A 24,746-nucleotide genomic window follows, 5' to 3' on the forward strand; every position below is an offset into this window, starting at 1 on the left:
TCAGGAAAGACGATCCGCATATGGCAGATGACAGCCGCGACACACTGAGCAGGCCTTCGCCCGATGCGCTTCTTGAAAAGGCGCGGGCCGAGGCACGCGGTCGGCTGAAAATCTTTCTGGGTGCGGCGCCGGGCGTGGGCAAGACCTATGAGATGCTGATCTCCGGCAAGGCGAAGATCGCCGATGGCGTGGATGTGGTTGTCGGCGTCGTCGAAACCCATGGCCGACGCGAGACGCAGGCACTGATCGAGGGCTTCGAAATCATCCCGCGTGTCAAGGTCGACTACAAGGGGCGGGCACTCGAGGAAATGGATCTCGACGCCATTCTGAAGCGCCGGCCGCAGCTGGTGCTGGTCGATGAGCTTGCCCATACCAATGTGCAGGGCAGCCGCCATCCGAAACGCTATCTCGATGTCAAGGAACTCCTGGACCGTGGCATCGACGTCTATACGACGTTGAATATCCAGCATGTCGAAAGCCTGAATGACGTTGTTTCCCAGATCACCCGTGTCCGTGTGCGCGAGACCGTGCCGGATTCGATCATCGATCTGGCCGACGATGTCGAGATCATCGACCTGACGCCCGACGACCTGATCAAACGCCTGCATGATGGCAAGGTCTACGTGTCGAATACGGCCGAGCGGGCGCTGACCAACTATTTCACACCCGGCAATCTGACGGCGCTGCGCGAGCTGGCGCTCAGGCGCACGGCGCAGCGCGTCGACGATCAGCTGCTCACCCATATGCAGGCGCATGCGATTTCGGGCCCTTGGGCTGCAGGCGAGCGCGTGCTGGTGTCCATCGATCATCACCCGCGCTCGGCCTCGCTGGTGCGCTATGCCGCGCGCATGGCCTCCCGCCTGCGCGCGCCCTGGGCTGCGGTCTATGTCGAAACCAACCGCTCTATCAGCCTGACGGAGCCGCAGCGCGACACGATCGCCGCAACGCTGCGACTGGCCGAACAGCTCGGTGGCGAGGCCATCACCATTCCCGGCCGCGAGGTGGCCGAGGAACTGATCCGTCATTCCGCCAGCAACAACGTCACCCATATCGTCATCGGCTCGCCGAAACTGGGGTCCTGGCGTGATTGGTCGCGCCGCTCGGTTTCCTATGACCTGATCCGCAAGGCCGGCGAGATCAGTGTCCATGTCATTTCCGGCAACGACGCGGATGCCCAGGCCGCGAGCCGCGGCGTCCGGTCGGCGCCTGCTCCTACCCCCTTCCAGTTGCGCGGCTATGTGCTGGCAACGCTCTATGTCGCCGTCGCGCTTGGTTTCTGCGTCATCCTCGATCAGGTGCTGGACGTCCGTAATCTGGCACTCGTCTTTCTGATGGCGGTGCTGGCGACCGCGGTGACGCAAGGGCTGCGTCCGGCGCTTTATTCTTGCATCCTCGGCGCACTCGCCTTCAATTTCTTCTTCCTGCCGCCGCGCTACACCCTGACGATCAGCGATCCGGAAAGCGTGCTCGCCTTCTTCTTCTTCCTCGGCGTCGCGGTCATCGCCAGCAATCTGACGGCGACCGTGCAGCGGCAAGCAGCCGCCGCGCGCCAGCGGGCGCGAACGACGGAAGATCTTTACCTGTTCTCCAAGAAGCTCGCCGGCACCGGCACGCTTGATGACGTATTGTGGGCGACGGCTTTTCAGCTGGCCTCGATGCTGAAGCTGCGGGTCGTGCTGCTTCTGCCCGAGAGCGGCACGATAGCGGTCAAGGCCGGCTATCCGCCAGACGATACGCTCGACGACGCCGACATCGCCGCGGCGCGTTGGGCCTGGGAGCACAATCATGCGGCCGGTCGCGGCGCCGACACCTTGCCCGGCGCCAAACGTCTATACGTTCCGCTGCGCACGGGCCGCACCGCTGTCGGCGTCATCGGTCTCGACAGCGATCGCCGCGACGGGCCGCTGCTGACGCCGGAACAGCAGCGGCTGCTCGATGCCCTGGCCGATCAGGCGGCGCTTGCCATCGAGCGCGTGCAGTTGGTGGCGGACGTCGACCGGGCAAAGCTCGCCGTCGAGGCAGACCGGCTGCGCTCGGCGCTGCTGACGTCGATTTCCCATGATCTGAAGACGCCACTTGCCGCCATCCTGGGCGCTGCCGGAACGCTGCGCGATTACCTGGAGACGCTGCCGCATGAGGATCGCGTCGATCTTCTGGCGACTGTCATCGATGAATCCGAACGGCTGAACCGCTTCATTGCCAATCTGCTCGACATGACGAAAATCGAGTCCGGCGCGATGGAGCCGAACTATGCCCTGCACTATGCCGGCGATATCGTCGGCAGCGCCCTTCGGCGCGCAGCGAAGATACTGGGCCGCCATCGCGTCGAGGCGCAGATGCCGGTCGACCTGCCGATGGTGCGGGTCGATCCCGTGTTGTTCGAGCAGGTGCTGTTCAATCTGCTCGACAATGCCGCCAAATATGCGCCTGAGACCTCGGCTATCCGCCTGGAGGCATGGGCCGACATCGACAACATCGTTTTCAGGGTCATGGACGAGGGTCCCGGCATCCCACCCGCCGATCTCGAGCGCGTCTTCGATACTTTCTACCGCGTGCGCAAGGGCGATCAGGTGCGGGCCGGCACCGGTCTTGGCCTTTCTATCTGCCGCGGCTTCATCGAGGCCATGGGCGGCACCATTGCCGCCGGCAACAGAACGGATCGTCAGGGGGCGGTCTTCACCATCCGCCTGCCCAAACCAACGGATATCCCGAAGCTGGATGAATTGAAATGAACACGACTGCCGTCAAGATTCTCGTTGTCGACGACGAGCCGCCGATCCGCAAGTTGCTGCGCGTCGGTCTCGGTGCCCAGGGCTACACCGTCAATGAGGCGCACAATGCCGCCGCAGCCCAGGCCTCCGTCGACGAGGACCGGCCTGACCTGATCGTGCTCGATCTCGGACTGCCCGACAAGTCGGGCCAGGATCTGCTGATCGGATGGCGTGAGGATGGCATGCAGATTCCGGTCGTCATTCTGTCGAGCCGCACGGATGAGGCCGGCATCGTCAAGGCATTGGAAAGCGGAGCGGACGACTACGTCACCAAGCCCTTCGGCGTCAACGAGCTTGCGGCGCGCATTCGCGTCGCGCTGCGCCACCGGCTGCAGCAGCAGGGCGAAAAGGCGATCTTCCAGACCGGCGGCCTTTCGATCGATCTCGTCAAGCGCATCGTCAAGGTCGAGGGCAAGGAGATCAAGCTGTCGCCGAAGGAATACGATATTCTGCGTGTGCTCGCCCAGCATGCCGGCAAGGTGCTGACCCACCAGTTCCTGTTGAAGCAGATCTGGGGGCCGGCGGCGGATGTGCAATATCTGCGCGTCTATGTCCGCCAGCTCAGGCAGAAGATCGAGCAGATTCCCGATCAGCCCCACTATATCACGACCGAGACCGGCGTCGGCTACCGCCTACGCGAACCGGAGTGAGGCGAAGGATTCGGTTCCTGTGATGAGGCGCTCCCATCCAAACGGGTGTCGCGATGAGTATCATGCCAGCATTATCGATTGTCCGACCCTCAAGAGCGACCATGGCCCTTTCCACCATCATCCTGCCCGAGCATGTCTTCATCGGAATGTCGGCCCCGACCAAATGGCGGGCGCTGCAGATGCTGTCGTCGAAGGCGGCCAGCTGTTTTGGCCTGGATGAAGCGACGGTCCTACGGGCGCTGGAAACGCGCGAGAGGCTTGGAACAACCGGTATCGGCAATGGCGTTGCGGTTCCGCACGCCGCGATCGCCGGCATGACCAGGCCGCGTGGCCTGCTGGTCCGCTTCTCTCATCCCGTGGATTTCGAAGCTATCGACGATATCCCGACCGAATGGGCCTTTGTGCTGCTTTTCGGGGAGGGGGGGCGCAGCGACTATCTGAACGTGCTTTCCGCGATTGCGAGGAGACTGAGGACGGAGGGCGTTCTGACGGCAATGCGGCAGGCAAAAAGCGCCGACGAACTTTATTCCGTTTTCATGTCCGACTCCGTCGCCTGATACCGGTGATTGTGGAGTGTTGTAGCCAAGCGGGAATGTGATTTCACTTTTCTAGATTCTATGGGATGCTGTTCTCTGGAATTCCCCAAAACGGGAACGGTCTTCGTTACTTTATACGACCAAGTTGATAGGGTTTAGGGACAAACGAAGGGGGTCCATCCATGCAGACGATAAAGCTTTCCCGGCTGCTCGCCACCGCAGTTCTGATCGGCAGTTTCTCGATTGCGGCGGTTGCGCCGACATGGGCTGCGGACAAGACGCTTCTGAATGTGTCCTACGATCCGACGCGCGAGTTATATAAGGATTTCAACGCCGTCTTCGCGGCGAAGTGGAAGAAGGATACCGGCGAGACCATCAATATCAAGGCTTCGCACGGTGGTTCCGGCGCGCAGGCCCGCTCGGTCATCGACGGTCTCGATGCAGATGTCGTCACCCTGGCGCTCGAGGGCGATATCGATGCGATCGCCAAGGCGACGCATAAGATCCCCGCGGACTGGAAAACCAAGTTCCCGAACAATTCCGTTCCCTATACCTCGACCATCGTCTTCCTGGTGCGCAAGGGCAATCCGAAGGGCATCAAGGACTGGTCGGATCTGGTCAAGGATGGTGTCGAGGTCATCACACCGAACCCGAAGACATCGGGTGGCGCGCGCTGGAATATTCTGGCGGCATGGGCATGGGCCAAGCACGCCAATGGCGGCGACGACGCAAAGGCGCAAGAGTATCTCACGCAACTTCTCAAGCATGTACCGGTTCTCGATACCGGTGCGCGCGGCGCAACGACGACCTTCGTCCAGCGCGGCCTCGGCGATGTCCTGCTTGCCTGGGAAAACGAAGCCTACCTCTCGATCGACGAACTCGGTCCTGATAAATTCGAGGTCGTGACCCCGTCTTTCTCGATCCGGGCTGATCCGCCGGTCGCAGTCGTCGACGGCAACGTCGACGCAAAGGGGACCCGCAAGATCGCGGAAGCCTATCTGAACTATCTCTACTCGGATGATGGTCAGAAGATCGCCGCCAAGCATTATTATCGGCCGATCAAGCCGGCAGCGGCCGATCCCAAGGATGTCGCCCGTTTCCCGGCTTTGAAGCTCGCAACGATTGACGATTTCGGTGGATGGGCTAAAGCTCAGCCGAAGTTCTTCGACGACGGTGGCGTCTTCGATCAGGTCTACAAGCCGGGAAAATAAGTCTGAATGCATTCCATAACCCGCAAACGGTGGCGGTTTCGGCAGCCGAGTGTCATTCCGGGCTTCGGATTGGCGCTCGGCGTTACCTTGGCTTGGCTCATCTTTATCGTTCTCATCCCGCTGTCGGGACTGCTGTGGAAGAGCAGCTCTCTTGGTTGGGAGAAATTCTGGGCCCTGGCTCTTGATCTGCGCACGCTTTACGCGCTGCGCATGAGCTTTGGCGGTGCCTTCATCGCGGCGCTCGTCAATGCCGTTCTCGGGCTCATTCTGGCCTGGGTGTTGGTGCGTTACCGTTTTCCCGGCAAGCGCATCATCGACGCCATGGTCGATCTGCCATTCGCGCTGCCGACAGCAGTTGCCGGTATCGCGCTGACGACGCTTTATGCACCGACCGGCTGGATCGGACAGTTTCTGACGCCGCTCGGCATCAAGATCGCCTTCACTCCGGTCGGCATCGTCATCGCGCTGATTTTCGTCGGCCTGCCCTTCGTGGTACGCACCGCCCAACCGGTCATGGAGGAAATCGACCGCGAAGTCGAAGAGGCGGCAGCGACCTTGGGAGCGACCCGTTTCCAGACGATCACCAGGGTTTTGTTGCCGGGACTGGCGCCTGCCGCGCTCACCGGTTTTGCGTTGGCTTTTGCGCGCGCTGCCGGCGAATACGGATCGGTCATCTTTATCGCCGGCAACAAGCCATATGTCTCGGAAATTGCGCCTTTGCTTATCGTCATCCGCCTCGAGGAATATAACTACGCGGCGGCAACGGCGATTGCGACGGTGATGTTGTTCATCTCCTTCACCATGCTTTTGATCATCAATCTCATTCAGGCCTGGAGCAGGGGGAGGTACGGCTATGGCACATGATCTTTCTGCCGCCTCCGGTGTAGAGCATCCCGTCATTACCGAAAGCCGGGTCGCGCGCATTATTTTCGTGGTGATCTCGCTCGTCTTTCTGACGCTGATGGTGCTGCTGCCTCTGGCGGCCGTCTTCGTTGAGGCCTTCCGCAAGGGCATAGAGGCATTTTTCGATGCCCTGGTCGACGACGAGACTTTTGCCGCAATCAAGCTGACATTGATCGTTGCCGGCATCAGCGTGCCGCTTAATCTTGTCTGCGGCGTCGCAGCAGCCTGGGCGATCGCCAAGTTCGAGTTCAAGGGCAAGGCATTCCTGACGACCCTGATCGATCTGCCTTTCTCCGTCTCGCCGGTCATATCCGGTCTGGTGTTCGTGTTGCTGTTCAGTTCCAACAGCACGCTCGGTCCCTGGCTGCAGAGCCACGGTATCCAGATCCTGTTTGCTGTTCCCGGTCTCGTCCTAGCGACGATGTTCGTGACTTTCCCCTTCGTCGCGCGCGAATTGATCCCGCTGATGCAGGAGCAAGGGAACGCGGACGAGGAGGCGGCCCTCTCGCTCGGGGCCAATGGCTGGCAGACCTTCTGGTATGTCACGCTGCCGAACATAAAATGGGGTCTGCTTTACGGCGTTCTGCTCTGCAACGCCCGTGCCATGGGTGAATTCGGCGCCGTCTCGGTCGTCTCCGGTCATATCCGCGGTGAAACCAACACCATGCCGCTGCAGGTCGAGATCCTTTATAACGACTATAATTTCTCGGGAGCGTTTGCCGTTGCCACGCTGCTGGCCATGCTTGCCCTTGTCACACTTATACTGAAGACGTTGCTGGAAATGCGCTATAGCGAAGAGATCGCAGCCAGCCGGCGTCACTGAAGGAATTTTTGATGGAAGTTCGCGTTCAAAACCTGCGCAAGGAATTCGGTCGCTTTCCCGCATTGCATGACGTCTCCCTGGATATTCGTTCGAGCGAACTGATTGCGCTTCTCGGGCCGTCCGGCTCCGGCAAGACAACGCTTCTGCGGCTGATCGCCGGGCTGGAGACGCCGACGGAAGGTCGGATTTTCTTTGGCGAAGAGGATGCTTCGCGAAAGACCGTGCAGCAGCGCAATATCGGCTTCGTGTTCCAGCATTATGCGCTGTTTCGGCATATGACCGTGCTGGAGAACATTTCATTCGGCCTCAAGGTCCGCTCTGCATCGCGTCGCCCGCCACGTGCCGAAATTCATCGGCGCGCTACGGAACTGTTGGAACTGGTGCAGCTCAACGGCCTGGAGAAGCGTTATCCGGCGCAGCTTTCGGGCGGCCAGCGCCAGCGCGTGGCTCTGGCGCGCGCCATGGCGGTCGAGCCGAACGTGCTGCTTCTGGACGAGCCTTTCGGCGCCCTGGACGCGCAGGTGCGCAAGGACTTGCGTAAGTGGCTCAGGGAAATTCACGACCGCACCGGTCATACGACGGTTTTCGTGACCCACGACCAGGAAGAGGCGCTGGAGCTTGCCGATCGGGTCGTGGTTCTCAACAAGGGCGCGATCGAGCAGGTCGGCACACCAGACGAGATTTACGATACGCCGAATTCCCCGTTCGTTTATGGCTTCATCGGCCAGTCCAACCGCGTCAAGGTGCGCATCACCAGCGGCGAGATATGGTTCGAGGACAGGCCGCTCGGTTTGAGTACGCCGCATGAGCCGGATGGCGAGGCCCATCTCTATTTTCGTCCGCACGACATCGAGCTTCATGAAGGCGATGGTGGTGCGATCGCCGGCTTGCTCGTTGGAAGCAGGCGTGTCGCCGGCACGCGCCATCTCGAAATCAATATCGGCGCCAGCCACGATCCTATCGAGATCGAGCTGCCGCCGAACAAGGCGGATGCTCTCGACCGCAACCGCATCGCATTCAGGCCGACCCGCTGGAAGCTGTTTCGCAACGGCAGCTGAAATCGATCGCCGTGTTTATAATTGCGCCTCAGTCTTCCGGGTGAGCGGCTGAAGCAAAGCCGCCGCCCTGAAAGATGACGGCCGGATCGTTCGGATCTTCCTCGGGTGTCCTCGCGAGAATTTCGGCCCGCCAATGGGCGGCGTTATCCTGCGGTTTCCAGCCGAGGAAGGCGGCATTGCCGTTATCCCACCATTGTTCGTCATTGTCGGAGACGCCGTAGACGATCGTATGTCCGAGCCTGGGGGCTTCGAAGGCGTGTCCGCAGAGGGAGAGAAAATCCCGGACGCTGAACCAGGTTGCCAGCATGCGCGTGTTGCGCGGCTCGGGAAAGCACGAGCCGATGCGCACGGACAGCGTTTCCTGGCCGAACTTGTCGAAATAGAGGCTCGCCACCGCCTCGCCGAACACCTTGGAAACGCCGTACAATGAATCGGGTCGTGTCGGCACCGTGTTGTCGATGCGCTCGTCGCGGCGATAAAAGCCGATCGTGTGGTTCGAACTGGCAAAGACGATGCGCGGTCTGCCGGCAGCACGGGCAGCCTCGTAGAGATTGTAGAGGCCGACGATGTTTCCCTGCAGGATCATGTCGAAGGGCTTTTCAAGCGAAATCCCACCGAGATGAATGACGCCGTCGACACCCCTGAGCAATTCCTCGACCCCGCTGCGGTCGGCAAGATCGCAGGCAACGAAGCGTTCGCTCGGGCGAAGGTCGTTTATGGGCGTGAGATCGGACAGCACGACAGTCTCGGCAATCTGCGACAGAAGCGGCCTGAGCGCCTGGCCGACGCCACCGGCAGCGCCAGTCAGCAGCAGAGTTTTCAGCATGATTATCTCCCGGATCGGTCTAGTCGGTGGGGACGTTATAAGATGGTCTTTCGGCAGTCACCATATATCTGCGGAGCGCCTATTTAAAAGCGAGGAAGTCCGGAATCTGGTGTTATATCAGGCCGTTCGGCGGGAATGTCTGATCAAGCAAGCCGCGACGCCGGCGATCTCTAGGCAGTGCGCGTATGCGCCTGGGCTTCACCGTCCAATGTTTCCAAACTGATCACGGCCTTGATGGGCAGATGATCGGACGCGACGCGCGCCAATGGCGAGTCGTGGACTTCGACCGCTGAGATCATGCCGCGCCGGTTGGCCATGATGCGATCCAATGCCAGAAGCGGCAGCGCCGCGGGGAAGCTCGGCACGGCCGGAGGCAATGGCCCAAAGGCGGCCTGGAAGGTACTGAGCGACGAACGGTCGCCGAGCCGCCATTCATTGAGGTCGCCAAGCAGGATTGTCGGGATTGAGCCGCCGTCATTCATCAGCTCGACGATCAGGCGCGTTTGCTGGGCACGCGAGCGATGCAACAGGCCGAGATGGGCGGCGATGATCCTGATGCTTCCGCCACGCGCCAGTTCTATCTCGGCAATCAAGGCGCCGCGCGGCTCCAGCCCGGGCAATTTTATCTGATGCACGTCACGCACCGTGCCCTGCTTGAACAGCACGACATTGCCGTGCCAGCCATGCGCCTTGGTGACGCCGGCGATCGGCACGGGAATGAGCCCGGTCTCGCGTTCGAGCCTGCGCAGATCGAGCAGGCCCGTGCGTTCGCCAAAACGCGTATCGGCCTCCTGCAGGCCGATGACGTCGGCATCGATTTCATGGATGACCCGGCTGGTCCGCTCCGGATCGAAGCGGCGGTCGGCGCCGACGCATTTGTGGACATTGTAGGAGGCGATCAGGGTGCCTTCTGGGCGGGCAGGTTTGCCGGCTTGCTTGGGGCTCGATTTGTTTCTGCTCTTCAGGCTTTCCAGGATGCTCGCACGAAGACTTTCTTTCTTTTTCCGCATATGTCCGTCGACCGTTCCCTTGACCAGACCACGCCGGGCGTATGGGTATGAGTATAGGAAGCGAAGACCGGCCTTGTCATGTAAAAAGGCTGCGATGAACGCAGATTGGCCGAGGGAGCCTTTGTCAGAGATAGGGCGAGCCGAGCCAGAGGATCTTCTCGATCAGCCTGACGACAAAAGGCCGCGCCCGGAGCTTTTCGAGGTCCACCGGTTGCGCCGTTTCGAGTATCGCGCCGATATGCGCGTCGATCGTGCCGGCAAAACCGCGGTCGATGACCTCCAGATCCACTTCGAAGTTCAGCCGCAACGAACGGGGGTCGAGATTGGAGGAGCCGACATAGGCCCATGTGCCGTCGATCGCCAAAAGCTTGGAATGGTTGAACGGACCTTCGGCACGCCATATACGGCAGTAGCTCTTCAGCATCTGGTCGAACTGCGCCGTCATGGCGCGGTCCACGAGCACGAGATTGTTGGCTGTCGGCACGATGATATCGACTTCGACACCACGCCGTGCTGCCGTCACCAACGCGCTGATGAGCTCCCGATCCGGCAGAAAATAGGGCGACATGATGCGGATCGACTTGCGTGCGACCGAAAGCGCGCCGATGAGCATCTTGTGGTTGGTTTCGATGCTGCGATCGGGGCCGGACGTGACAACCCGCATGAAGACCGGCGCTCCCGGCTCGTTGGATGGCGCTGCAATCCGCCACTCGTTTCCACTCAAGACTTCGCCCGTCGTGAAGCGCCAGTCCTCGGCCGCCGTGTTGAAGAGATCGGCGACTGCAGGCCCCGTCACGCAGAAATGCATGTCGCGGGCGCAATGGTCGGTGGCGAATTCGCGCGTGAAGCCCTGCCGGATGTTCATGCCGCCGGTAAAGGCGATCCGTCCGTCGATGCTCAGGATCTTGCGGTGGGTGCGCAGATTGGCATAGGGCAATCTGAGCCCGATGATGACGTTGCCGTTGAAGACGTCGACGTCGACGCCTCCTTGGCTGAGATAGCCCATGATACTCGGCACGGAATAGCGGGCGCCGACGGCGTCGATCAGCACGCGAACGCTGACACCGCGTTTGACCGCTTCAATCAGCGCGTCGGCCATGCGCAGGCCGATGGGGTCGCGGTCGAATATATAGGTTTCCATGAGAATGCTGCGTTCCGCGCCGTCTATAGCGGCCTTCATCGCCGCATAGGCCGCATCGCCGCTCGTCAGCATTTCGATCGTATTGCCGGTGCTCATCGTGTAGCGGGCGACACGGTCGCCGAGCGTCTTCATCGAGGCAAAGCGTTCGCCGAAATTACGCCGCACCTGGTCGTCGTCTGCGTCGAAACTGGCAAGGTCGCCGCTCGCATCCTTGCGAAAGAGGGCGTCGCGCTGCGAACTCAGCGAAGCGCGACGGATGCGGTTGATGCCGGCGAACATGTAGAGCAATGCGCCGATGATCGGCGACAGGATGACGACGCCGACCCAGCCGATTGCCGCTCGCACATCCTCTTTCGTCATGGCCGCATGAATTGCGGCAGCCGCACCCATGGCAATGGACAGGACGGCAAGAATTTGGCCCCAATGGGCAACCAGAAGGTCAAACATGGCGCAAGTATATCTTTACCCGCGAAAGCTGCAATCTCGGCCGTCCTGCCAAACGGCTATGCCCGGCCGATAGCAGTGCGAAAACCCGTCGTATTAGATATTTTTAATTGAACAGCATTCTTGCTGCCTTCATATTGATGGTGCTTCGGCTGCTTCGCTACCGTCCCCCACGGTACCCATGTTTCTTGTGCGAGGCGCCACTGCGGTTCGAGAGCCGAGACTCGCGGAATCGTGCCATGGCGTTGTCACGGCCATGGTGTCTTGGCTGCTCAGGGGAGGCAAGAAGCCCGCATTTCAGAACGGGCATTGGTCACCAACCATGTTCAATGATGCGAACGGAGGACAGCAGATGTTGGAATCTCGGGACGAATGGATCAAGAAACGCGCATACGCGATCTGGGAGGAGGAGGGCTATCCTTCCGGTCGCGATACCATGCATTGGGAACAGGCGAGCAACGAGCGCATCGCGCTCGAAAAAAGCGACGGCAAGGATGTCAAGATCAGCGCCAAGTCCAAAGCGAAGCGCAAGCCGGCGGTTGCCGTGGTTGCTGTTGCAAGTGAACCTGCGCCCAAGCCTGCTGCGAAACTGACATCGAAGAAGGCGGCGGTAGCCAAGGTGTAGAGCAGGCGTGCTCTTCTCAAGAATGTGGCGGGGACAAAGCGGCTCGATGCTCAGCATCGGGCCGTTTGCTTCTTAACGCTGCGGCGGCAGAAATATCTGCAGCAATTTCGGCAGTTTGCGTGCCGGCGCGAAACAGATGTCACACATCGGTGCTAACGAGCGAGGAGGGAGCCTCGCGATGTGCAATAGCTATATCCTTTATCTGAAAGTCGTCGTTTCGACGATCGTCGTGGCGCGCTGTCCTTTATCCTCAGCGGATCGTGCCGAGGTGATGCGATGACATCGCTGCTCGTTCTCGCCAGCCTCTATCTTTTGGCGGCACTCGTGCTGATCCTGATCATCGACCGCTCTGTCGGTGTCTTCTTCCCTGCCTCGGCCAAGCACCGCGCCGAGCCGCAGCATGGCCGTCGGGTACGGTTATCGCCGACGAGCCACGATTCCTCGGGTTAGACAACGGAACCTTTTCCGTGATGATGGGTTGGTTTTTCATCCGCAACGAGGAGAAGAACCATGCCACGAGGAGACAAATCCGCCTACACCGACAAGCAGAAGCGCAAGGCCGAGCATATCGAGGAAGGCTATGAAGATCGCGGCGTTTCCGCGGATGAGGCCGAGCGCCGCGCGTGGGCGACCGTGAACAAGGAAAGCGGTGGCGGCAAGAAATCCGGCTCGGGCCGGGGGCATCCTGAAAATCATGAATCGTCGGAAAAGGGCGGCAAGCTCGGCGGACGTGCGGCCGCGAAACGTCCGGCTGCGGAGCGTTCAGCATCCGCAAAGAAGGCGGCCGCAACCCGCAAACGCAACGAACAGCGCGCTCATTCTTAAAGAACCGGCATGCGGGCTTCGCTTTTCCATTGAGGCGCCCTTGAAGCCCTGCTGTCAAGGTCGTTGATAGGCGGTGCAAATGCCGCAGGGTCCGCCCTTCCGTTCCGTTGCGCCGATGCTAAATTCGGCATGGAGAGAGTCGAAGCTGGACCGGCCGGTCGGCCGGGAAGGCAGATCAGCCAAAGGACCAGACTCCTGCACGAGCCGGTGTATCGATGGTCCCATGGGAGGGAAACCGCATGCCTTATGAGCTTTACTACTGGGACGGCATCCAGGGCCGCGGCGAATTCGTGCGGCTGGCGCTGGAAGAGGCTGGCGCCGATTATGTCGATATTTGCCGCGGTCCGGCAAGCAAGGGGCAGGGTACACGCGCCATGTTGGCTATTATGGGCAGCAAGTCCGAGCCTGGCATCCCGTTCGCGCCGCCGTTTTTGAAGGATGGCGATCTGATCATTTCCCATGTGGCGAACATCCTGATGTATCTCGGGCCGACACTTGGTCTTGCCCCCAGGGATGAAGCGCAGCGTCATGAGCTGAACTCTCTGCAACTGACGATCACCGATCTCGTCGCGGAAGTGCACGACACACATCACCCAATCGCCACCTCGAAATATTATGAGGAGCAGAAGGAAGAGGCCAAGGCTCGCTCGGCTGAGTTCATCGACAATCGCATCCCAAAATACCTTGGCTATTTCGAGCGCGTCCTGCAGCAGAACCCGCGTGGGCCGGCGCATGTTTTCGGCAGCGGGCTTACCTATGTCGATCTGTCGCTATTTCAGGTCTATGAGGGATTGCGTTACGCATTTCCGCGCGCCACCGCGCATCTGGCGGACCGCTATCCCCATCTTGCAGCTCTGCACGCCGCTGTCATGAAACGGCCGAATATTGCTCGCTATCTTCAATCCGACCGTCGTATTCCCTTCAACGAGGATGGCATCTTCCGGCACTATCCGGAGCTGGACAGGAGCGAGGCGTGAGCGAAGGAAGACTGCTGACGTTATTCTTTCCAGTCTGCTGGGGCATATGGGCATTGATCTGGTTTGTGGCATCGTTCGGTGTCAAGAAGGCGACGCGCCACGAGGATCCATGGTCGCGACTGTCGAATACCGCCCCGATCTGGATCTGCGCCTTTCTACTGGTGGTGCCTTCATCCTGGCTCGGTCCCCTGTCGCTCCGGCTCGTCCCGCGAAATCTGACCTATTACGGCATCGGCGCGGTGCTAACCGTCATCGGGCTCGGCTTCGCCGTCTGGGCGCGCTATCACATCGGCCGTAACTGGAGCGGAGTGATCACGGTCAAGGAGGATCACGCGCTGATCCGCACCGGCCCCTACGCCATCGTCCGCCATCCGATCTATTCCGGCCTGATACTGGCCATCCTCGGCGCAGTGCTGGCTCGAGGCGATATTGCTGCGTTGCTCGCGTTCGCCTTCATGCTCTATGCCGTTCTGCGCCGTGTCGGCATCGAGGAACGCTGGATGAGCGAGACCTTCGGTCGCGACTATGCCGACTACAAGGCCAGCACGCCGGCACTGATCCCCTTTGTCGTGCGATATTAGGTCTTCAGCGGTGAAGCGGCATCGAAGAAGTCGGCCCAAGGATCGCCGCTGGCCTTGCTCAGGCGCGAGGTCGCGTTCCTTACCGTAAACGAGGCGGGCCCGATCTTATTGGTCAACTCTTCCCAGGCTAACGGCATCGAAATCGGTGCACCCGGCCTTGCGCGCGTCGAATAGGGTGCGACCGCGGTGTTGCCGCGGCCGTTGCGCAGGTAATCGATGAAGATGTGGCCGGTCCGCTTTGCCTTGCTAGCGACCGACAGATATGCGTCAGGACTATCGGCGCTCATAGAATGCGCAATCGCCTCGGCTGTATCCTTGACCTGCGGCCAGTCCGCCTTGGGCTTGAGGGAGGCAACCACATGCAGACCCTTGCCGCCGGAGGTCTTGATGAAGGAGGTAAGCCCCAGCGCAGAAAAACGCTCCCGTATTTCCTTCGCAGCCGTGATGACCTTGGCCCAAGCGACATCCTCGCCGGGATCGAGATCCATGATGATCATGTCGGGTTTTTCCCAATGATCGGTGGTGGTGCCCCAGGGGTGTATTTCCAGCGCCGCGGATTGGACGAGTGCCGCAAGGCCGTCGAAATCCGCGATCTTCAGGAGCTTGGCGCCGTCCTTGTCCTCGGGATCGGCGATTTCTTCGATATGCGGATTGATGCCTTTCCAGGCATGTTTCTGGAAGAAGCGCGGCCCGCTTATGCCATCCGGGCAGCGCAGCAGCGCCAGGGGACGATTGACGACGAAAGGCGCCATGCGCGGCCAGGCCAATGCGTAATAATCGACGAGATCCTGCTTGCTGACACCGTCGTCAGGCCAGTAGATCCGCTCGGGGTGGGTCAATTGAACGGAGGTTTCGATCCGGTTCTCAATGGGCGTCTTTGCCATTCGCATGCGCTCCATCTTCTTTCGGCGCGAAAGCCGCGCCGAGCAAAGATTACCATTGCCCGGCGCAAAAAGTCGATCACCTCTGGCGCCTTACGGCATGAGCTGGCCGCCATTCACCTCGATGACCTGGCCGGTGATGTAGCCGGACAGTGTCGGCGACGCGAGGAACAGATAGGCGCCGACGCAATCCTCCGGAGTGCCGACGAACCCCATGGGAATGGTCTTGCGCTGCAATTCCATCTGCTCGTCATTGGTATAGCGCTCGTGGAACGGCGTTGCGATAACGCCCGGCGCGACCGCATTGACACGGATCTTGTCGTTGACGAATTCCTTGGCGTGACCGTGGGTAATGGTCGAGACGAAGCCCTTGGAGGCGGCATAAAGGATCGCGCCATTGCCGCCGCCGTTGCGGGCGGCAATCGACGTGGTGTTGATGACGAAGCCGCCTTGCTTCTTGAGGTGAGGGTGGGCGGCGCGGGTCGCGGCGAGTACCGAGCGGGCGTTCAAGTTCATCACACGCTCATAGTGCTCGTCGGTCATGGCCGAGGTCGGCAGTCGTCCGAGCATACCGCCTGCATTGTTCACCAACCCGTCGAGGCCGCCAAGAGCTTCGGCGGCTTCATTGACGACGCGTTCCGTCTCGCCATCCTGCGAGACATCGCCCTGGATCAGATGCACCGTACCGCCGCTGGCCTTGATCTCGGCAGCCAGCCGTTCGGCCGGTTCGCGGCTGGCATTGAAGTGAAGGCCGACCTTCATGCCCTGCGCGGCGAAGGCGAGTGCAAGCGCTGCTCCGATACCAGTAGAGGCGCCGGTGATCAGCACACGCTTGCCGGCAAGATCGGGAATACGAATGGACGCAAGGGACTGCGCAAGTTCTGTCATGACGACTCCTCCTGAACATCAATCAATCATATGACGAAATCGGTTCTGTCTTAGCAGGCACAGGCGCGGCAAGGCAATCGAGGCGGGACCGACAAAAAGACGCGGCTTCGGGAAGGGCAGGCAGGCAATCCCGTTGAGCGAAAACTTCTCCCATTGATTGCTTCGAGCGGTATTGCCGGTTGCAGCTCCTGAACTACGTTCCCATCGGATCGCTGCGATAGGAGCCTCGCCTTGGACACCCCTCCCGAATTGATCTCTCGCCGTCGTCTTTTCTCCGACCCTGAGCGACGTGTGGTTCGCATCAGCTCCGACGGGACGCACGTTGCCTTCCAGGCGCCCTTGGACGGCATACTGAACATATGGATCGCACCGCTCGACGATGTGGGCAACGCCAGGCCGGTGACTGAAGTCAGGGACAGAAATATTGCGGCATGGCATCTGTGGACGCATGACAACCGCTATGTCGTCTATGCCCGCGACCAAGCAGGCGACGAGAACTGGCAGATCTGGAGGGTTGATGTCGAGACGGGAGAATCGAGATACCTAACGCCAAGCCCAGGAGTGACTGCCTACATCCAACAGAGATCGCTGCATTTTCCGGCTGAGCTGCTTATTGCGCATAACGAGCGCGACAAGCGCTATGTCGATCTCTATCGCGTCGATATAGCCAGTGGTGACGCTGCTCTTGTGCACCTCAATGAAGAGTTCGGCGGCTTTTTCACCGACGATCAATTCCATGTTCGGTTCGCAAGTCACCAGACCGAAAATGGTGCGACCGAATATCTTCAAAGGAATGGGAAAGGAGTGTGGGAACGGTTCACGCTGATCGACGTTGAGGACGCCCTCACCACCCGACCGATTGAATACAGCAGCAATGGCCGCGAGCTCTATTGGCTGGACAGCCGCGGGCGTAATACAGCGGCGGTTGTCGCTCAGGATCTGAGCGGCGGACAATCACGCGTCCTCGCTGAAGACCAGCAATCCGATTATGTGTCCGTTGTGCTGGATCCAATCACTCGGCGCCCGCTGGCCGCCGCACGCCAGTTCGAGCGGATCGAGTGGCAGGCCCTCGATCCGGAATTCGAAGAGACTTTGGCGTTCCTCACGCAGGATTCTCGCGGGGACTTACTGTTTGCAGGCATGTCGCAGGACCGGAGACATATCCTCTACGCCTACCAGTACGACGATGCGCCGCTTGAATATTTCCACTACGACCACGTCGCAAAGCACAAACGGCGGCTGTTCGGCTCGGTGCCGGCTCTCGAGAACGCGCCGCTGGTTCCGATGACGCCGTCGACCATCCGCTCGCGCGACGGGCTGGACTTGCATTGCTACCTTTCACTGCCGGATGGAGCGGAGGCCGGCGCAAAGCTGCCGATGGTGCTGCTGGTTCACGGTGGCCCCTGGAGCCGGGATGCCTGGGGTCTTTCTGCAAATCATCAATGGCTTGCCAATCGCGGCTACGCGGTTCTGAGCGTCAATTTCCGCGGTTCGACCGGCTTCGGAAAGGCCTTCGTCAATGCCGCGAATCTGGAATGGGCCGGGAAAATGCATGACGACCTGATCGATGCGGTCGACTGGGCGATCGCCGAAGGCATTGCCGATCCTTCCAGAATTGCGATCATGGGTGGGAGCTACGGCGGATATGCCGCGCTTGTCGGGCTGACGTTCACGCCGGAGAAATTCGCCTGCGCCATCGACCTCGTCGGAATATCCAGCCTGGTCACTTTCATCAACACGATCCCAGAATATTGGAAGCCCTGGAAATCGCTGTGGAAGACCCGGATGGGAGATTTCGATACGCCCGCGGGCCTTCAGTTTCTAGAGGAACGCTCGCCGCTCAACAGAGCGGACCGAATCGTGCGGCCGCTCCTGATCGCTCAGGGAGCCAACGACGTTCGCGTCAAGGCATCGGAATCCGATCAGATCGTCGCCGCGATGCAGAAGCACGGCATTCCCGTTACTTACATTTCCTATCCCGACGAAGGTCACGGCCTCGGGCACGCGGAAAACCGCCGGTCCTTTGCCGCAGTCGCCGAGGCGTTTCTCGCTGCGCATCTGGGCGGTCGGTTCGAGCCCTTAGGTGATGCCTTCGAGGGCTCGTCTCTCGAGTTCAAGGCGGGTCGGGGCCTCATACCTGGTTTGCAAGATCAATAAGACCGCCGCCATGATGCGCACGGCCATGCGTGAACCTCGGCAAGGATCGGGAAGAGGCCTCTGGCGTCGCCGTGTCACGGCGGATAAGGAAGATGGCAATGGAGTCGAGCGCCTGGCCCTCATTGATAATGAAGCGATGGCGACTGCGGCTTTCGATAACAGAGAGAGACCGAATATATCATGAGCAAGAACAAGCTGATCCGTTTCGATATCGCCGATAGTCAGGCCGGCGGCCAGCGGCGTCCTTTTGCCAAGGCCGTGCGTGCCGGAGATTTCGTCTATGTTTCGGGTCAGGTTCCGACCATCAACGGCGAGGTCGTGGTCGGCAATATCGTCGCGCAGACCGAGCAGGTCATCGCCAATATTAAGGAAGTTCTTGCCCTGGCCGATTGCACCCTCGAGCATGTGGTGAAGGTCAATGCCTGGCTGGACGACGCACGCGATTTTTCCAGTTTCAATGCGGTCTTCCAGAAACATTTCATCGACCATCCGCCGGCGCGCTCGACGGTTCAGTCGCCCATGATGGTCGATGTAAAGGTCGAGATGGACGTCATCGCCTACAAGCCGCTCGACTGAACTGACGCTCCTTGATTATTTAGAAGCTCCGTTTTGAGGTGCGGCTTCCAAAGCGAAGCTGTCTTGCAATGAAGGGATTGCGGTGCGCGCCTGCGGCGCCGCGATCCGTATTCTAGAGCGGTTACGCGTTTCACGGAATCGCCTGACCGCTGTATGCTATTGTTTTTACGCAATTCCGGACGGAAAACCGCTACGCACTTTTCCTGGAATTGCTCTGGCCACTCGTCCCGGCGGCGCTGCGGCCATTTCTCTGCGGACAACGTCTGTTCCCGGGCGTTTCCCTGTTGAACAAGAGTCCAAACCGGCCAACGCCCCGTTGTCGGCATATGACCGGAGTGAGCCGGACAGCCCGCGAGTCTCTCCATAATTTCGATTGTGACAGATCGCCGTTCAGTCGGCGGCGGCTGCGCGTGATTGCTCACGCCAATGCCTGTTGATTTCCAATCAGCGGATTGACGTGTGCGCAAACTCAAGATTAAATCAATTTGATTGACTACTCGAAATAAACGAGAGGGAACTGAAAATGGGAATGAAGAAAAGCAGATTGCGTAATCTTTTGCACCGGGCTCCATGGCTTGCGACGGCGGCATTGGGCGCCACGCTGGCATTCGGTTCGGGTGTCGCATCGGCCGCCGAATCAGTGCTGACGATGCACATCGAGGAGCAGACCAGCTGGGTCAGTAACTTCAATCCCTTCGATCTGGCCGGTCGCCGCCAGAGCACGATGGATTTCATCTATGAGCCGCTGGTCATCTTCAACGCCAATGACGGCGGCAAGCCGGTCTGGCGTCTGGCGACGAGCTACAAGTTCTCCGATGATCTGATGTCGATCACCTATGAGCTGCGTCCCGGCGTGAAGTGGTCGGATGGCCAGCCGCTGACCTCGGCCGACGTGAAATACACGATCGACCTGATGCTGAAGAACCCGGCTGTCGACACCGTCGGCGTTGGCCAGACTGTCGCTTCCGTCGAGACGCCTTCGCCGACCCAGGTAAAGATCAACCTCAAGGCCGTGAATTCGGAATTCCCCGAATCCCTGGCCGACCTTGCCGTCGTGCCGGAGCATATCTGGAAGGACATTGCCGATCCGGTCGCCTACAAGAATGAGAAGCCCATCGGGTCCGGGCCGATGACGGAGGTTCGCCGCTTTACTCCGCAGGTCTATGAGCAGTGCCGCAATCCGAATTATTGGGATGCGGCGTCGCTGCATGTGGATTGCCTGCGCCTGCCGCAGATCTCGGGCAACGACCAGATGCTGGCGCTGCTGCCGGAAGGCACGGTCGACTGGATCGGTTCTTTCCTGCCGCAGATAGACAAGACCTTCGTCGCGCTCGATCCGCAGCATAACGGTTATTGGCAGCCGCCGGCGGAAACCGTCGCCTTCCAGATGAACTTCAAGTCCACGAATGTCGGCAATCTGGAGGCCTTCAAGGATCTGAACTTCCGTCACGCTTTCAGCCTGGCGATGGACCGCACGTCGATGGTCGATATTGCCGGCTTCGGCTATCCGGTCGTCAACCTGCATGCGAGCGGTCTGCCACCGCGTTTCGAATCCTGGCGCAACAAGGCTGCCGAAGGCGACAAGGATGCCTTCATGGGCTTCGACACCGACAAGGCGAACAAGATTCTCGACGACGCCGGCTACAAGAAGGGCGCCGACGGTTTCCGCACCACGCCAAGCGGCAAGCCGATCGCTTTCCCTGTCATCGTGCCGAATGGCTGGACGGATTGGATCGACGCCGTGCAGATCGCCGTTGAAGGGCTGCGGGCCATCGGCATCAATGCCTCGGTCGCCACGCCTGAATACGAGCAGTGGCGCAAGCAGCTTCTCGATGGCAGCTTCGATGTCGTCATGAACTCGCGCGCCGACAGCGCCACACCGTTCCAGGGCTATTACCAGAGCCTGTCGACGGACTATGCCGGTAAGCTCACCGTCGCCGCGCCGCGCTACTCCAACCCGAAGCTCGACGCGCTCTTCGATCAGTATCGGAAGTCGTCCTCCGATGACGATCACAAGAAGATCTTCAACGATATCCAGGTTCTGATCGCCGATGACTTCCCCGTCGTGCCGGTCTTCAACGGACCGACCTGGTACCAGTATTCCAGCAAGCGGTTTACGGGCTGGGTCACCGACAAGGATCCGGTCATGAACCCGGAAAATCACGACAACAACCGCATGCGCCTCATGCATCTCTTGCGTCTGAAGCCGGTCCAATAAGACCTAAGCAAGGGAAGCGGACATGCGTATTTCCAGCCGACGCCTGGGCGTCTATGCGGTGGCTTTGGCCTTCGCGATCGTCGTGAACTTCATTCTTCCCCGGCTCATGCCGGGGAGTCCCGTCGACGCCATGGTGGCCCAGCTCGGGCCGCGGGCAACGCCCGCCGCCGTCGAGGCAATCAAGGCGCGCTTCGGCGAGATCGATCAGCCGATCATGATGCAGTTCGTCGATTATCTCAAAGGCCTCGCGACGCTCGATCTTGGCGTTTCGGTCAAATACTATCCGCAGACCGTGGTGCAGGTGTTGAGCCGTGCCACGCTCTGGACGATCTTCCTGGTGGTGACGGCGATCATCTTTTCGCTGTGCGTCGGCGTCGTGCTCGGGGCGATCTCGGCCTGGCGCCGCGGCGGGCGGTTCGACACTGTCGTATCGCCTCTCGCCGTGATCATGTTCTCGATACCGCCCGTGATCATCGCCCTGACGATCCTGTTCGTCTTTGCGGTATCGCTGCGCTGGTTCCCTGTGGGGTACGCCTATGATCCCAATCTCGATCCGGGCTTCAACTTCACCTTCGCCGGCAGCGTCTTCATGCATGCCATCCTGCCGGTCCTGACGCTCTCGCCATTCCTCATCGGCGAATTCCAGACGACCATGCGCTCCTCCATGATCGTCATACTGGGGGAGGACTATGTGACCATGGGCCGCGCGAAAGGGCTCAGCAATCTCGCCGTCATGTTCAGCTATGGCGCCCGCAACGCCCTTCTGCCCGTATTGACCAACCTGGCGCTGATGCTCGGTGCAGTCTTTGGCGGCTCGATCGTCACGGAGATCGTTTTCAATTATCCGGGCCTTGGCCTGACGCTGTTCACCGCCAGCGTGGCCCGCGATTATCCCGTCATTCAGGGCCAATTGCTTCTGATGACAATGGCGACCCTCGCAGCGAACTTCCTGGTCGACATCATCTACGGCCTGGTCGATCCGAGATTGAGGGAGGGGACGTAATGGGCTTCGCGTTGAAATCAATCTTCAGCCAGAAGAAGGCCCTCTTTGGCTTCGTCATCATTGCCGTCTTGTGCCTGATGGCCATTTTTGCGCCGGTCATCGCGCCGGGCGAGCCTGGTGCACGCGTCGGCCGTTCGCATCAGGCGCCATCGGTCGAGCATGTCTTCGGCACCACCAAGATGGGTCGCGACGTCTACCGGCAGTTCGTCTGGGGTGCCAGGAGCTCGCTTTCGGTGGGCTTTGCGACCGGCATCGCCATTACCGTGATCGGAACTGCCATCGGGCTTATCGCCGGCTATGCCGGCGGCAAGACGGACGCGGTGCTCGATCTCGCGACCAACGCCGTGCTCGTCATACCCAATATGCCGTTGCTCATCCTGCTTGCCTCCTTTGCAGGCACGGTCGGGCCGATGACGATCATGACGATCATCGCCTTGACCTCATGGCCCTGGGGTGCGCGCATGACGAGGTCGCAGACGATGGCGCTGCGCAATCGCGATTTCGTCACTGCCGCCAAGATGATCGGCGAGCCGGCCTGGCGCATTATCTTCGTTGAAATCCTGCCCAATCTGACGCCGCTGATCGGCATCAACCTCGTCGGCAGCATCATCTATGCCATCGTTGCGCAGACGACGCTTGAATATCTCGGCTTCGGCGATCCGCTGAAGGTCACGTGGGGCACTATGCTCTACAATGCCCAGAATGCCTCGGCCATCATGGTTGGCGCATGGTGGGATATCGCCGTTCCCGCCGCCGGTATTGCGCTTACGGGCCTCGGCCTGGCGCTGATCAACTTCACCTTCGACGAAATCGCCAATCCGCAATTGCGCTCAGGCCCGGCATTGACCCGGTGGTTCCGTCTCACCCGAGCCCGCAACCGCATGATGAGGGCTGGCCAATGAGCGACAATCTGCTGGAAATTGAAAACCTCAATATCGACTATCTGGTCGACAAGGGTGACTTCCGGGCGGTGAAGAATGTTTCCTTCAACATCGGCCGCGGCGAGATTTTCGGTCTCGCAGGCGAATCCGGTTGCGGCAAGAGCACCATCGCCTATGCCATAACCAGGCTTTCCAAGGCGCCGGCCTGGGTCAGCGGTGGAAGTATCCGCCTGGATGGGCAGGATCTGCTGCGGATGCCGGAGATCGACCTGCAGAAGATCCGCTGGAAGCGGATCGGCATGGTCTTCCAGAGCGCCATGAACTCGCTCAACCCGCTGATGCGGGTAGAAGCACAGTTTCATGATGTCCTGCACCGCCATACTGGCTGCTCCCGTCAGGAATCCCGCGCCCGCGCCGAGGAAATGTTCAAGCTGGTCGGCATTCCCGCGCATCGCGTCGGCGATTATCCGCATCAGTTTTCCGGAGGCATGCGCCAGCGCATCGTCATCGCCATATGCCTGGCGCTCAGACCCGAGCTCATCATCATGGACGAGCCGACGACCGCACTCGATGTCGTCGTTCAGCGCGAAATTCTCGAGCAGGTCCTCGACCTCCAGCAGACCTATGGTTTCTCGGTGCTGTTCATCACCCACGATCTGCATCTGATGGCCCAGCTTTGCGGGCGCATCGGCGTCATGCTGAAGGGTGAGCTCGTCGAGGTCGGTGACGTCACGCAGGTCAGCCAAGCGCCCGCTCATGACTACACGCGCAAGCTCTGGAACGCCATTCCGCAGCTTCCAGGCAACGTCCACCTTTCCGGAGCTTTGGCATGAAACCGCAGACACAGGCATCGATTGCCGAACCCGTCATCCAGCTCGAGAACATTCAGCGCGATTTCGGTCCCGTGCAGGCGCTCAAGAGCGTATCCTTCTCGTTGTTTGCGGGGCGTGCATTGGCTCTGGTCGGTGAATCCGGTTGCGGCAAGACTACCTGCGCCCGGATCATCGCGCGGCTCGACAGGCCGACCGGCGGCAAGCTTTTCTTTCGGGGACAGGATCGCACCGCACGCGGCTCCGGCAACGACGAGCGGCTGTACCGCAAGGATGTCCAGATGGTCTTCCAGGACCCGTTCTCCTCGCTCAACCCGGCCTTTACCGTCAATCATCATCTGTCGCGGCCGCTGCAACTGCACGGGCAGAACAGGCCGAAGGCCGGGCGCGGCGAAGACATAATGCGGCTTCTGGAAAGTGTCGGCCTCGATCCGGCGCTGACGCGACAGAAGTTTCCGCATGAGCTATCGGGTGGTCAGCGCCAGCGCGTCAATATCGCCCGCGCGCTGGCTGTTTCGCCGAGCATTCTGGTGGCCGATGAGCCGACTTCGATGCTTGACGTCTCGATCCGCAAGGACATCCTGGAACTGCTCGCGCGCGTGAAGCGGGAGAACGACCTCGCCATGCTCTACATTACCCACGACATCGCCACGGCTGCCCATGTCGCCGAGGAGATTGTCGTGATGTTTGCCGGTCAGATGGTGGAGTGGGGCGACACCGCTACGGTGCTCGCCGCTCCGAAGCATCCCTATACGCAGCTGCTGCTATCCGCGGTTCCGGACGGCGGCCGCCGGTTCGTGACCGGCGGCAGCGCCCGCTTCCTCGAGCAAGCGGAGAAAGTCCGCGCGCTCAGCCGGCCGATCTCGACCGTGGTCGAGCAGGTCGGCACCAATCATTTCATGCGTGCGCTAGTCGCATCGAACTAGGGGGA

General features: G+C 60.3%; 24 protein-coding genes. 19 read left to right on the forward strand and 5 right to left on the reverse strand.

Translation table 11 applies throughout. The features are described 5' to 3' along the window. Positions 1–20: 20 nt before the first annotated feature. The 7 genes from FHT29_RS30475 (at position 21) to FHT29_RS30505 (ending at position 7,952) form a co-directional block, all read left to right on the forward strand. On the forward strand, positions 21–2,732 hold the full coding sequence (locus FHT29_RS30475) for a sensor histidine kinase KdpD (protein WP_168600856.1): 2,712 nt from the start codon (positions 21–23) through the stop codon (positions 2,730–2,732). Continuing rightward, entirely contained in the window at positions 2,729–3,421 is a 693-nt protein-coding gene (locus FHT29_RS30480; protein WP_037191670.1) for a response regulator transcription factor, read from the forward strand. The genes FHT29_RS30475 and FHT29_RS30480 overlap by 4 nt, the downstream gene beginning before the upstream one ends. Positions 3,422–3,522: 101 nt before the next feature. Next, entirely contained in the window at positions 3,523–3,978 is a 456-nt protein-coding gene (locus tag FHT29_RS30485) for a PTS sugar transporter subunit IIA (RefSeq protein ID WP_037191668.1), read from the forward strand. A gap of 161 nt (positions 3,979–4,139) precedes the next feature. Next, positions 4,140–5,168, forward strand: a complete 1,029-nt coding sequence (locus FHT29_RS30490; protein WP_037191666.1) for a sulfate ABC transporter substrate-binding protein — start codon at positions 4,140–4,142, stop codon at positions 5,166–5,168. 6 nt (positions 5,169–5,174) lie between these two features. Continuing rightward, positions 5,175–6,032 carry a sulfate ABC transporter permease subunit CysT gene (gene cysT / locus FHT29_RS30495; protein WP_037191664.1) on the forward strand — a complete coding sequence of 286 codons (858 nt, stop codon included), beginning with the start codon at positions 5,175–5,177 and terminating at the stop codon, positions 6,030–6,032. Then, complete coding sequence (cysW, locus tag FHT29_RS30500) at positions 6,022–6,894, forward strand: sulfate ABC transporter permease subunit CysW (protein WP_037191662.1); 873 nt, start codon at positions 6,022–6,024, stop codon at positions 6,892–6,894. Before cysT ends, cysW begins: the two co-directional genes overlap by 11 nt. Before the next feature lie 11 nt (positions 6,895–6,905). After that, positions 6,906–7,952 carry a sulfate/molybdate ABC transporter ATP-binding protein gene (locus tag FHT29_RS30505; RefSeq protein WP_168600857.1) on the forward strand — a complete coding sequence of 349 codons (1,047 nt, stop codon included), beginning with the start codon at positions 6,906–6,908 and terminating at the stop codon, positions 7,950–7,952. A 28-nt stretch (positions 7,953–7,980) separates the two neighbouring features. Here the strand turns inward: FHT29_RS30505 and FHT29_RS30510 are convergent, their stop codons facing one another. The 3 genes from FHT29_RS30510 to FHT29_RS30520 all read right to left on the reverse strand — a co-directional run bounded on the left by FHT29_RS30510 (position 7,981) and on the right by FHT29_RS30520 (position 11,376). Next, entirely contained in the window at positions 7,981–8,778 is a 798-nt protein-coding gene (locus tag FHT29_RS30510) for an NAD(P)-dependent oxidoreductase (RefSeq protein ID WP_168600858.1), read from the reverse strand. 170 nt (positions 8,779–8,948) lie between these two features. Next, positions 8,949–9,788 carry an endonuclease/exonuclease/phosphatase family protein gene (locus FHT29_RS30515; RefSeq protein WP_168600859.1) on the reverse strand — a complete coding sequence of 280 codons (840 nt, stop codon included), beginning with the start codon at positions 9,786–9,788 and terminating at the stop codon, positions 8,949–8,951. Positions 9,789–9,912: 124 nt separating this feature from the next. Next, positions 9,913–11,376 carry a phosphatidylserine/phosphatidylglycerophosphate/cardiolipin synthase family protein gene (locus FHT29_RS30520; RefSeq protein ID WP_037191654.1) on the reverse strand — a complete coding sequence of 488 codons (1,464 nt, stop codon included), beginning with the start codon at positions 11,374–11,376 and terminating at the stop codon, positions 9,913–9,915. A 349-nt stretch (positions 11,377–11,725) separates the two neighbouring features. Here FHT29_RS30520 and FHT29_RS30525 point away from each other — a divergent pair, with 349 nt between their 5' ends. The 5 genes from FHT29_RS30525 (at position 11,726) to FHT29_RS30545 (ending at position 14,381) form a co-directional block, all read left to right on the forward strand. After that, positions 11,726–11,998: a DUF2934 domain-containing protein gene (locus tag FHT29_RS30525; protein ID WP_168600860.1), complete on the forward strand. Its 273-nt coding sequence runs from the start codon at positions 11,726–11,728 to the stop codon at positions 11,996–11,998. Positions 11,999–12,274: 276 nt separating this feature from the next. Next, on the forward strand, positions 12,275–12,448 hold the full coding sequence (locus FHT29_RS30530; protein ID WP_167669566.1) for a hypothetical protein: 174 nt from the start codon (positions 12,275–12,277) through the stop codon (positions 12,446–12,448). 60 nt (positions 12,449–12,508) lie between these two features. Continuing rightward, the gene (locus FHT29_RS30535) at positions 12,509–12,823 is read left to right on the forward strand and encodes a hypothetical protein (protein WP_037191651.1); all 315 of its coding nucleotides are present in this window, start codon (positions 12,509–12,511) and stop codon (positions 12,821–12,823) included. Between the two features lie 239 nt (positions 12,824–13,062). Then, positions 13,063–13,800, forward strand: coding sequence for a glutathione S-transferase (locus tag FHT29_RS30540; RefSeq protein ID WP_168600861.1), 738 nt, complete (start codon positions 13,063–13,065; stop codon positions 13,798–13,800). Beyond that, positions 13,797–14,381, forward strand: a complete 585-nt coding sequence (locus FHT29_RS30545; protein ID WP_168600862.1) for an isoprenylcysteine carboxylmethyltransferase family protein — start codon at positions 13,797–13,799, stop codon at positions 14,379–14,381. Before FHT29_RS30540 ends, FHT29_RS30545 begins: the two co-directional genes overlap by 4 nt. Here the strand turns inward: FHT29_RS30545 and ligD are convergent. Together ligD and FHT29_RS30555 are read right to left on the reverse strand one after the other, a co-directional pair. Then, a complete protein-coding gene (gene ligD / locus FHT29_RS30550; RefSeq protein ID WP_047555842.1) occupies positions 14,378–15,265 on the reverse strand; it encodes a non-homologous end-joining DNA ligase in 888 nt (295 codons plus the stop codon). The two genes, FHT29_RS30545 and ligD, sit on opposite strands and share 4 nt — an antisense overlap. 90 nt (positions 15,266–15,355) lie before the next feature. Further along, positions 15,356–16,150 carry an SDR family NAD(P)-dependent oxidoreductase gene (locus FHT29_RS30555; RefSeq protein WP_168600863.1) on the reverse strand — a complete coding sequence of 265 codons (795 nt, stop codon included), beginning with the start codon at positions 16,148–16,150 and terminating at the stop codon, positions 15,356–15,358. Between the two features lie 231 nt (positions 16,151–16,381). On the opposite strand from FHT29_RS30555, the gene FHT29_RS30560 reads away from it, so the two are divergent. The 7 genes from FHT29_RS30560 (at position 16,382) to FHT29_RS30590 (ending at position 24,741) form a co-directional block, all read left to right on the forward strand. Further along, positions 16,382–18,307, forward strand: coding sequence for a S9 family peptidase (locus FHT29_RS30560; protein ID WP_210255593.1), 1,926 nt, complete (start codon positions 16,382–16,384; stop codon positions 18,305–18,307). Between the two features lie 180 nt (positions 18,308–18,487). Further along, positions 18,488–18,883 carry a RidA family protein gene (locus tag FHT29_RS30565; protein WP_113108377.1) on the forward strand — a complete coding sequence of 132 codons (396 nt, stop codon included), beginning with the start codon at positions 18,488–18,490 and terminating at the stop codon, positions 18,881–18,883. A gap of 523 nt (positions 18,884–19,406) precedes the next feature. Then, positions 19,407–21,101 (forward strand): ABC transporter substrate-binding protein, encoded by a 1,695-nt coding sequence (locus tag FHT29_RS30570; protein ID WP_168595891.1) that lies wholly within the window; start codon positions 19,407–19,409, stop codon positions 21,099–21,101. Positions 21,102–21,123: 22 nt separating this feature from the next. After that, a complete protein-coding gene (locus FHT29_RS30575) occupies positions 21,124–22,104 on the forward strand; it encodes an ABC transporter permease (protein ID WP_037191631.1) in 981 nt (326 codons plus the stop codon). Continuing rightward, positions 22,104–23,006 carry an ABC transporter permease gene (locus FHT29_RS30580; RefSeq protein WP_047555486.1) on the forward strand — a complete coding sequence of 301 codons (903 nt, stop codon included), beginning with the start codon at positions 22,104–22,106 and terminating at the stop codon, positions 23,004–23,006. The genes FHT29_RS30575 and FHT29_RS30580 overlap by 1 nt, the downstream gene beginning before the upstream one ends. Further along, a complete protein-coding gene (locus FHT29_RS30585) occupies positions 23,003–23,818 on the forward strand; it encodes an ABC transporter ATP-binding protein (RefSeq protein WP_047639700.1) in 816 nt (271 codons plus the stop codon). The genes FHT29_RS30580 and FHT29_RS30585 overlap by 4 nt, the downstream gene beginning before the upstream one ends. Then, positions 23,815–24,741, forward strand: a complete 927-nt coding sequence (locus tag FHT29_RS30590) for an ABC transporter ATP-binding protein (RefSeq protein WP_168600864.1) — start codon at positions 23,815–23,817, stop codon at positions 24,739–24,741. Before FHT29_RS30585 ends, FHT29_RS30590 begins: the two co-directional genes overlap by 4 nt. The last annotated feature ends 5 nt before the right edge of the window (positions 24,742–24,746 follow it).

This window comes from Rhizobium sp. SG741 (assembly GCF_012275435.1).
Lineage (GTDB): Bacteria > Pseudomonadota > Alphaproteobacteria > Rhizobiales > Rhizobiaceae > Rhizobium > Rhizobium lusitanum.

Coding starts and splice junctions, on each gene's coding strand:
- FHT29_RS30485 (WP_037191668.1), top strand. CDS start 3,523: ATGGCCCTTTCCACCATCATCCTGCCCGAGCATGTCTTCATCGGAATG.
- FHT29_RS30505 (WP_168600857.1), top strand. CDS start 6,906: ATGGAAGTTCGCGTTCAAAACCTGCGCAAGGAATTCGGTCGCTTTCCC.
- FHT29_RS30490 (WP_037191666.1), top strand. CDS start 4,140: ATGCAGACGATAAAGCTTTCCCGGCTGCTCGCCACCGCAGTTCTGATC.
- FHT29_RS30480 (WP_037191670.1), top strand. CDS start 2,729: ATGAACACGACTGCCGTCAAGATTCTCGTTGTCGACGACGAGCCGCCG.
- FHT29_RS30530 (WP_167669566.1), top strand. CDS start 12,275: ATGACATCGCTGCTCGTTCTCGCCAGCCTCTATCTTTTGGCGGCACTC.
- ligD (WP_047555842.1), bottom strand. CDS start 15,265: ATGGCAAAGACGCCCATTGAGAACCGGATCGAAACCTCCGTTCAATTG.
- FHT29_RS30515 (WP_168600859.1), bottom strand. CDS start 9,788: ATGCGGAAAAAGAAAGAAAGTCTTCGTGCGAGCATCCTGGAAAGCCTG.
- FHT29_RS30580 (WP_047555486.1), top strand. CDS start 22,104: ATGGGCTTCGCGTTGAAATCAATCTTCAGCCAGAAGAAGGCCCTCTTT.
- FHT29_RS30520 (WP_037191654.1), bottom strand. CDS start 11,376: ATGTTTGACCTTCTGGTTGCCCATTGGGGCCAAATTCTTGCCGTCCTG.
- cysT (WP_037191664.1), top strand. CDS start 5,175: ATGCATTCCATAACCCGCAAACGGTGGCGGTTTCGGCAGCCGAGTGTC.
- FHT29_RS30570 (WP_168595891.1), top strand. CDS start 19,407: ATGGGAATGAAGAAAAGCAGATTGCGTAATCTTTTGCACCGGGCTCCA.
- FHT29_RS30510 (WP_168600858.1), bottom strand. CDS start 8,778: ATGCTGAAAACTCTGCTGCTGACTGGCGCTGCCGGTGGCGTCGGCCAG.
- FHT29_RS30565 (WP_113108377.1), top strand. CDS start 18,488: ATGAGCAAGAACAAGCTGATCCGTTTCGATATCGCCGATAGTCAGGCC.
- FHT29_RS30575 (WP_037191631.1), top strand. CDS start 21,124: ATGCGTATTTCCAGCCGACGCCTGGGCGTCTATGCGGTGGCTTTGGCC.
- FHT29_RS30475 (WP_168600856.1), top strand. CDS start 21: ATGGCAGATGACAGCCGCGACACACTGAGCAGGCCTTCGCCCGATGCG.
- cysW (WP_037191662.1), top strand. CDS start 6,022: ATGGCACATGATCTTTCTGCCGCCTCCGGTGTAGAGCATCCCGTCATT.
- FHT29_RS30585 (WP_047639700.1), top strand. CDS start 23,003: ATGAGCGACAATCTGCTGGAAATTGAAAACCTCAATATCGACTATCTG.
- FHT29_RS30555 (WP_168600863.1), bottom strand. CDS start 16,150: ATGACAGAACTTGCGCAGTCCCTTGCGTCCATTCGTATTCCCGATCTT.
- FHT29_RS30590 (WP_168600864.1), top strand. CDS start 23,815: ATGAAACCGCAGACACAGGCATCGATTGCCGAACCCGTCATCCAGCTC.
- FHT29_RS30540 (WP_168600861.1), top strand. CDS start 13,063: ATGCCTTATGAGCTTTACTACTGGGACGGCATCCAGGGCCGCGGCGAA.
- FHT29_RS30535 (WP_037191651.1), top strand. CDS start 12,509: ATGCCACGAGGAGACAAATCCGCCTACACCGACAAGCAGAAGCGCAAG.
- FHT29_RS30525 (WP_168600860.1), top strand. CDS start 11,726: ATGTTGGAATCTCGGGACGAATGGATCAAGAAACGCGCATACGCGATC.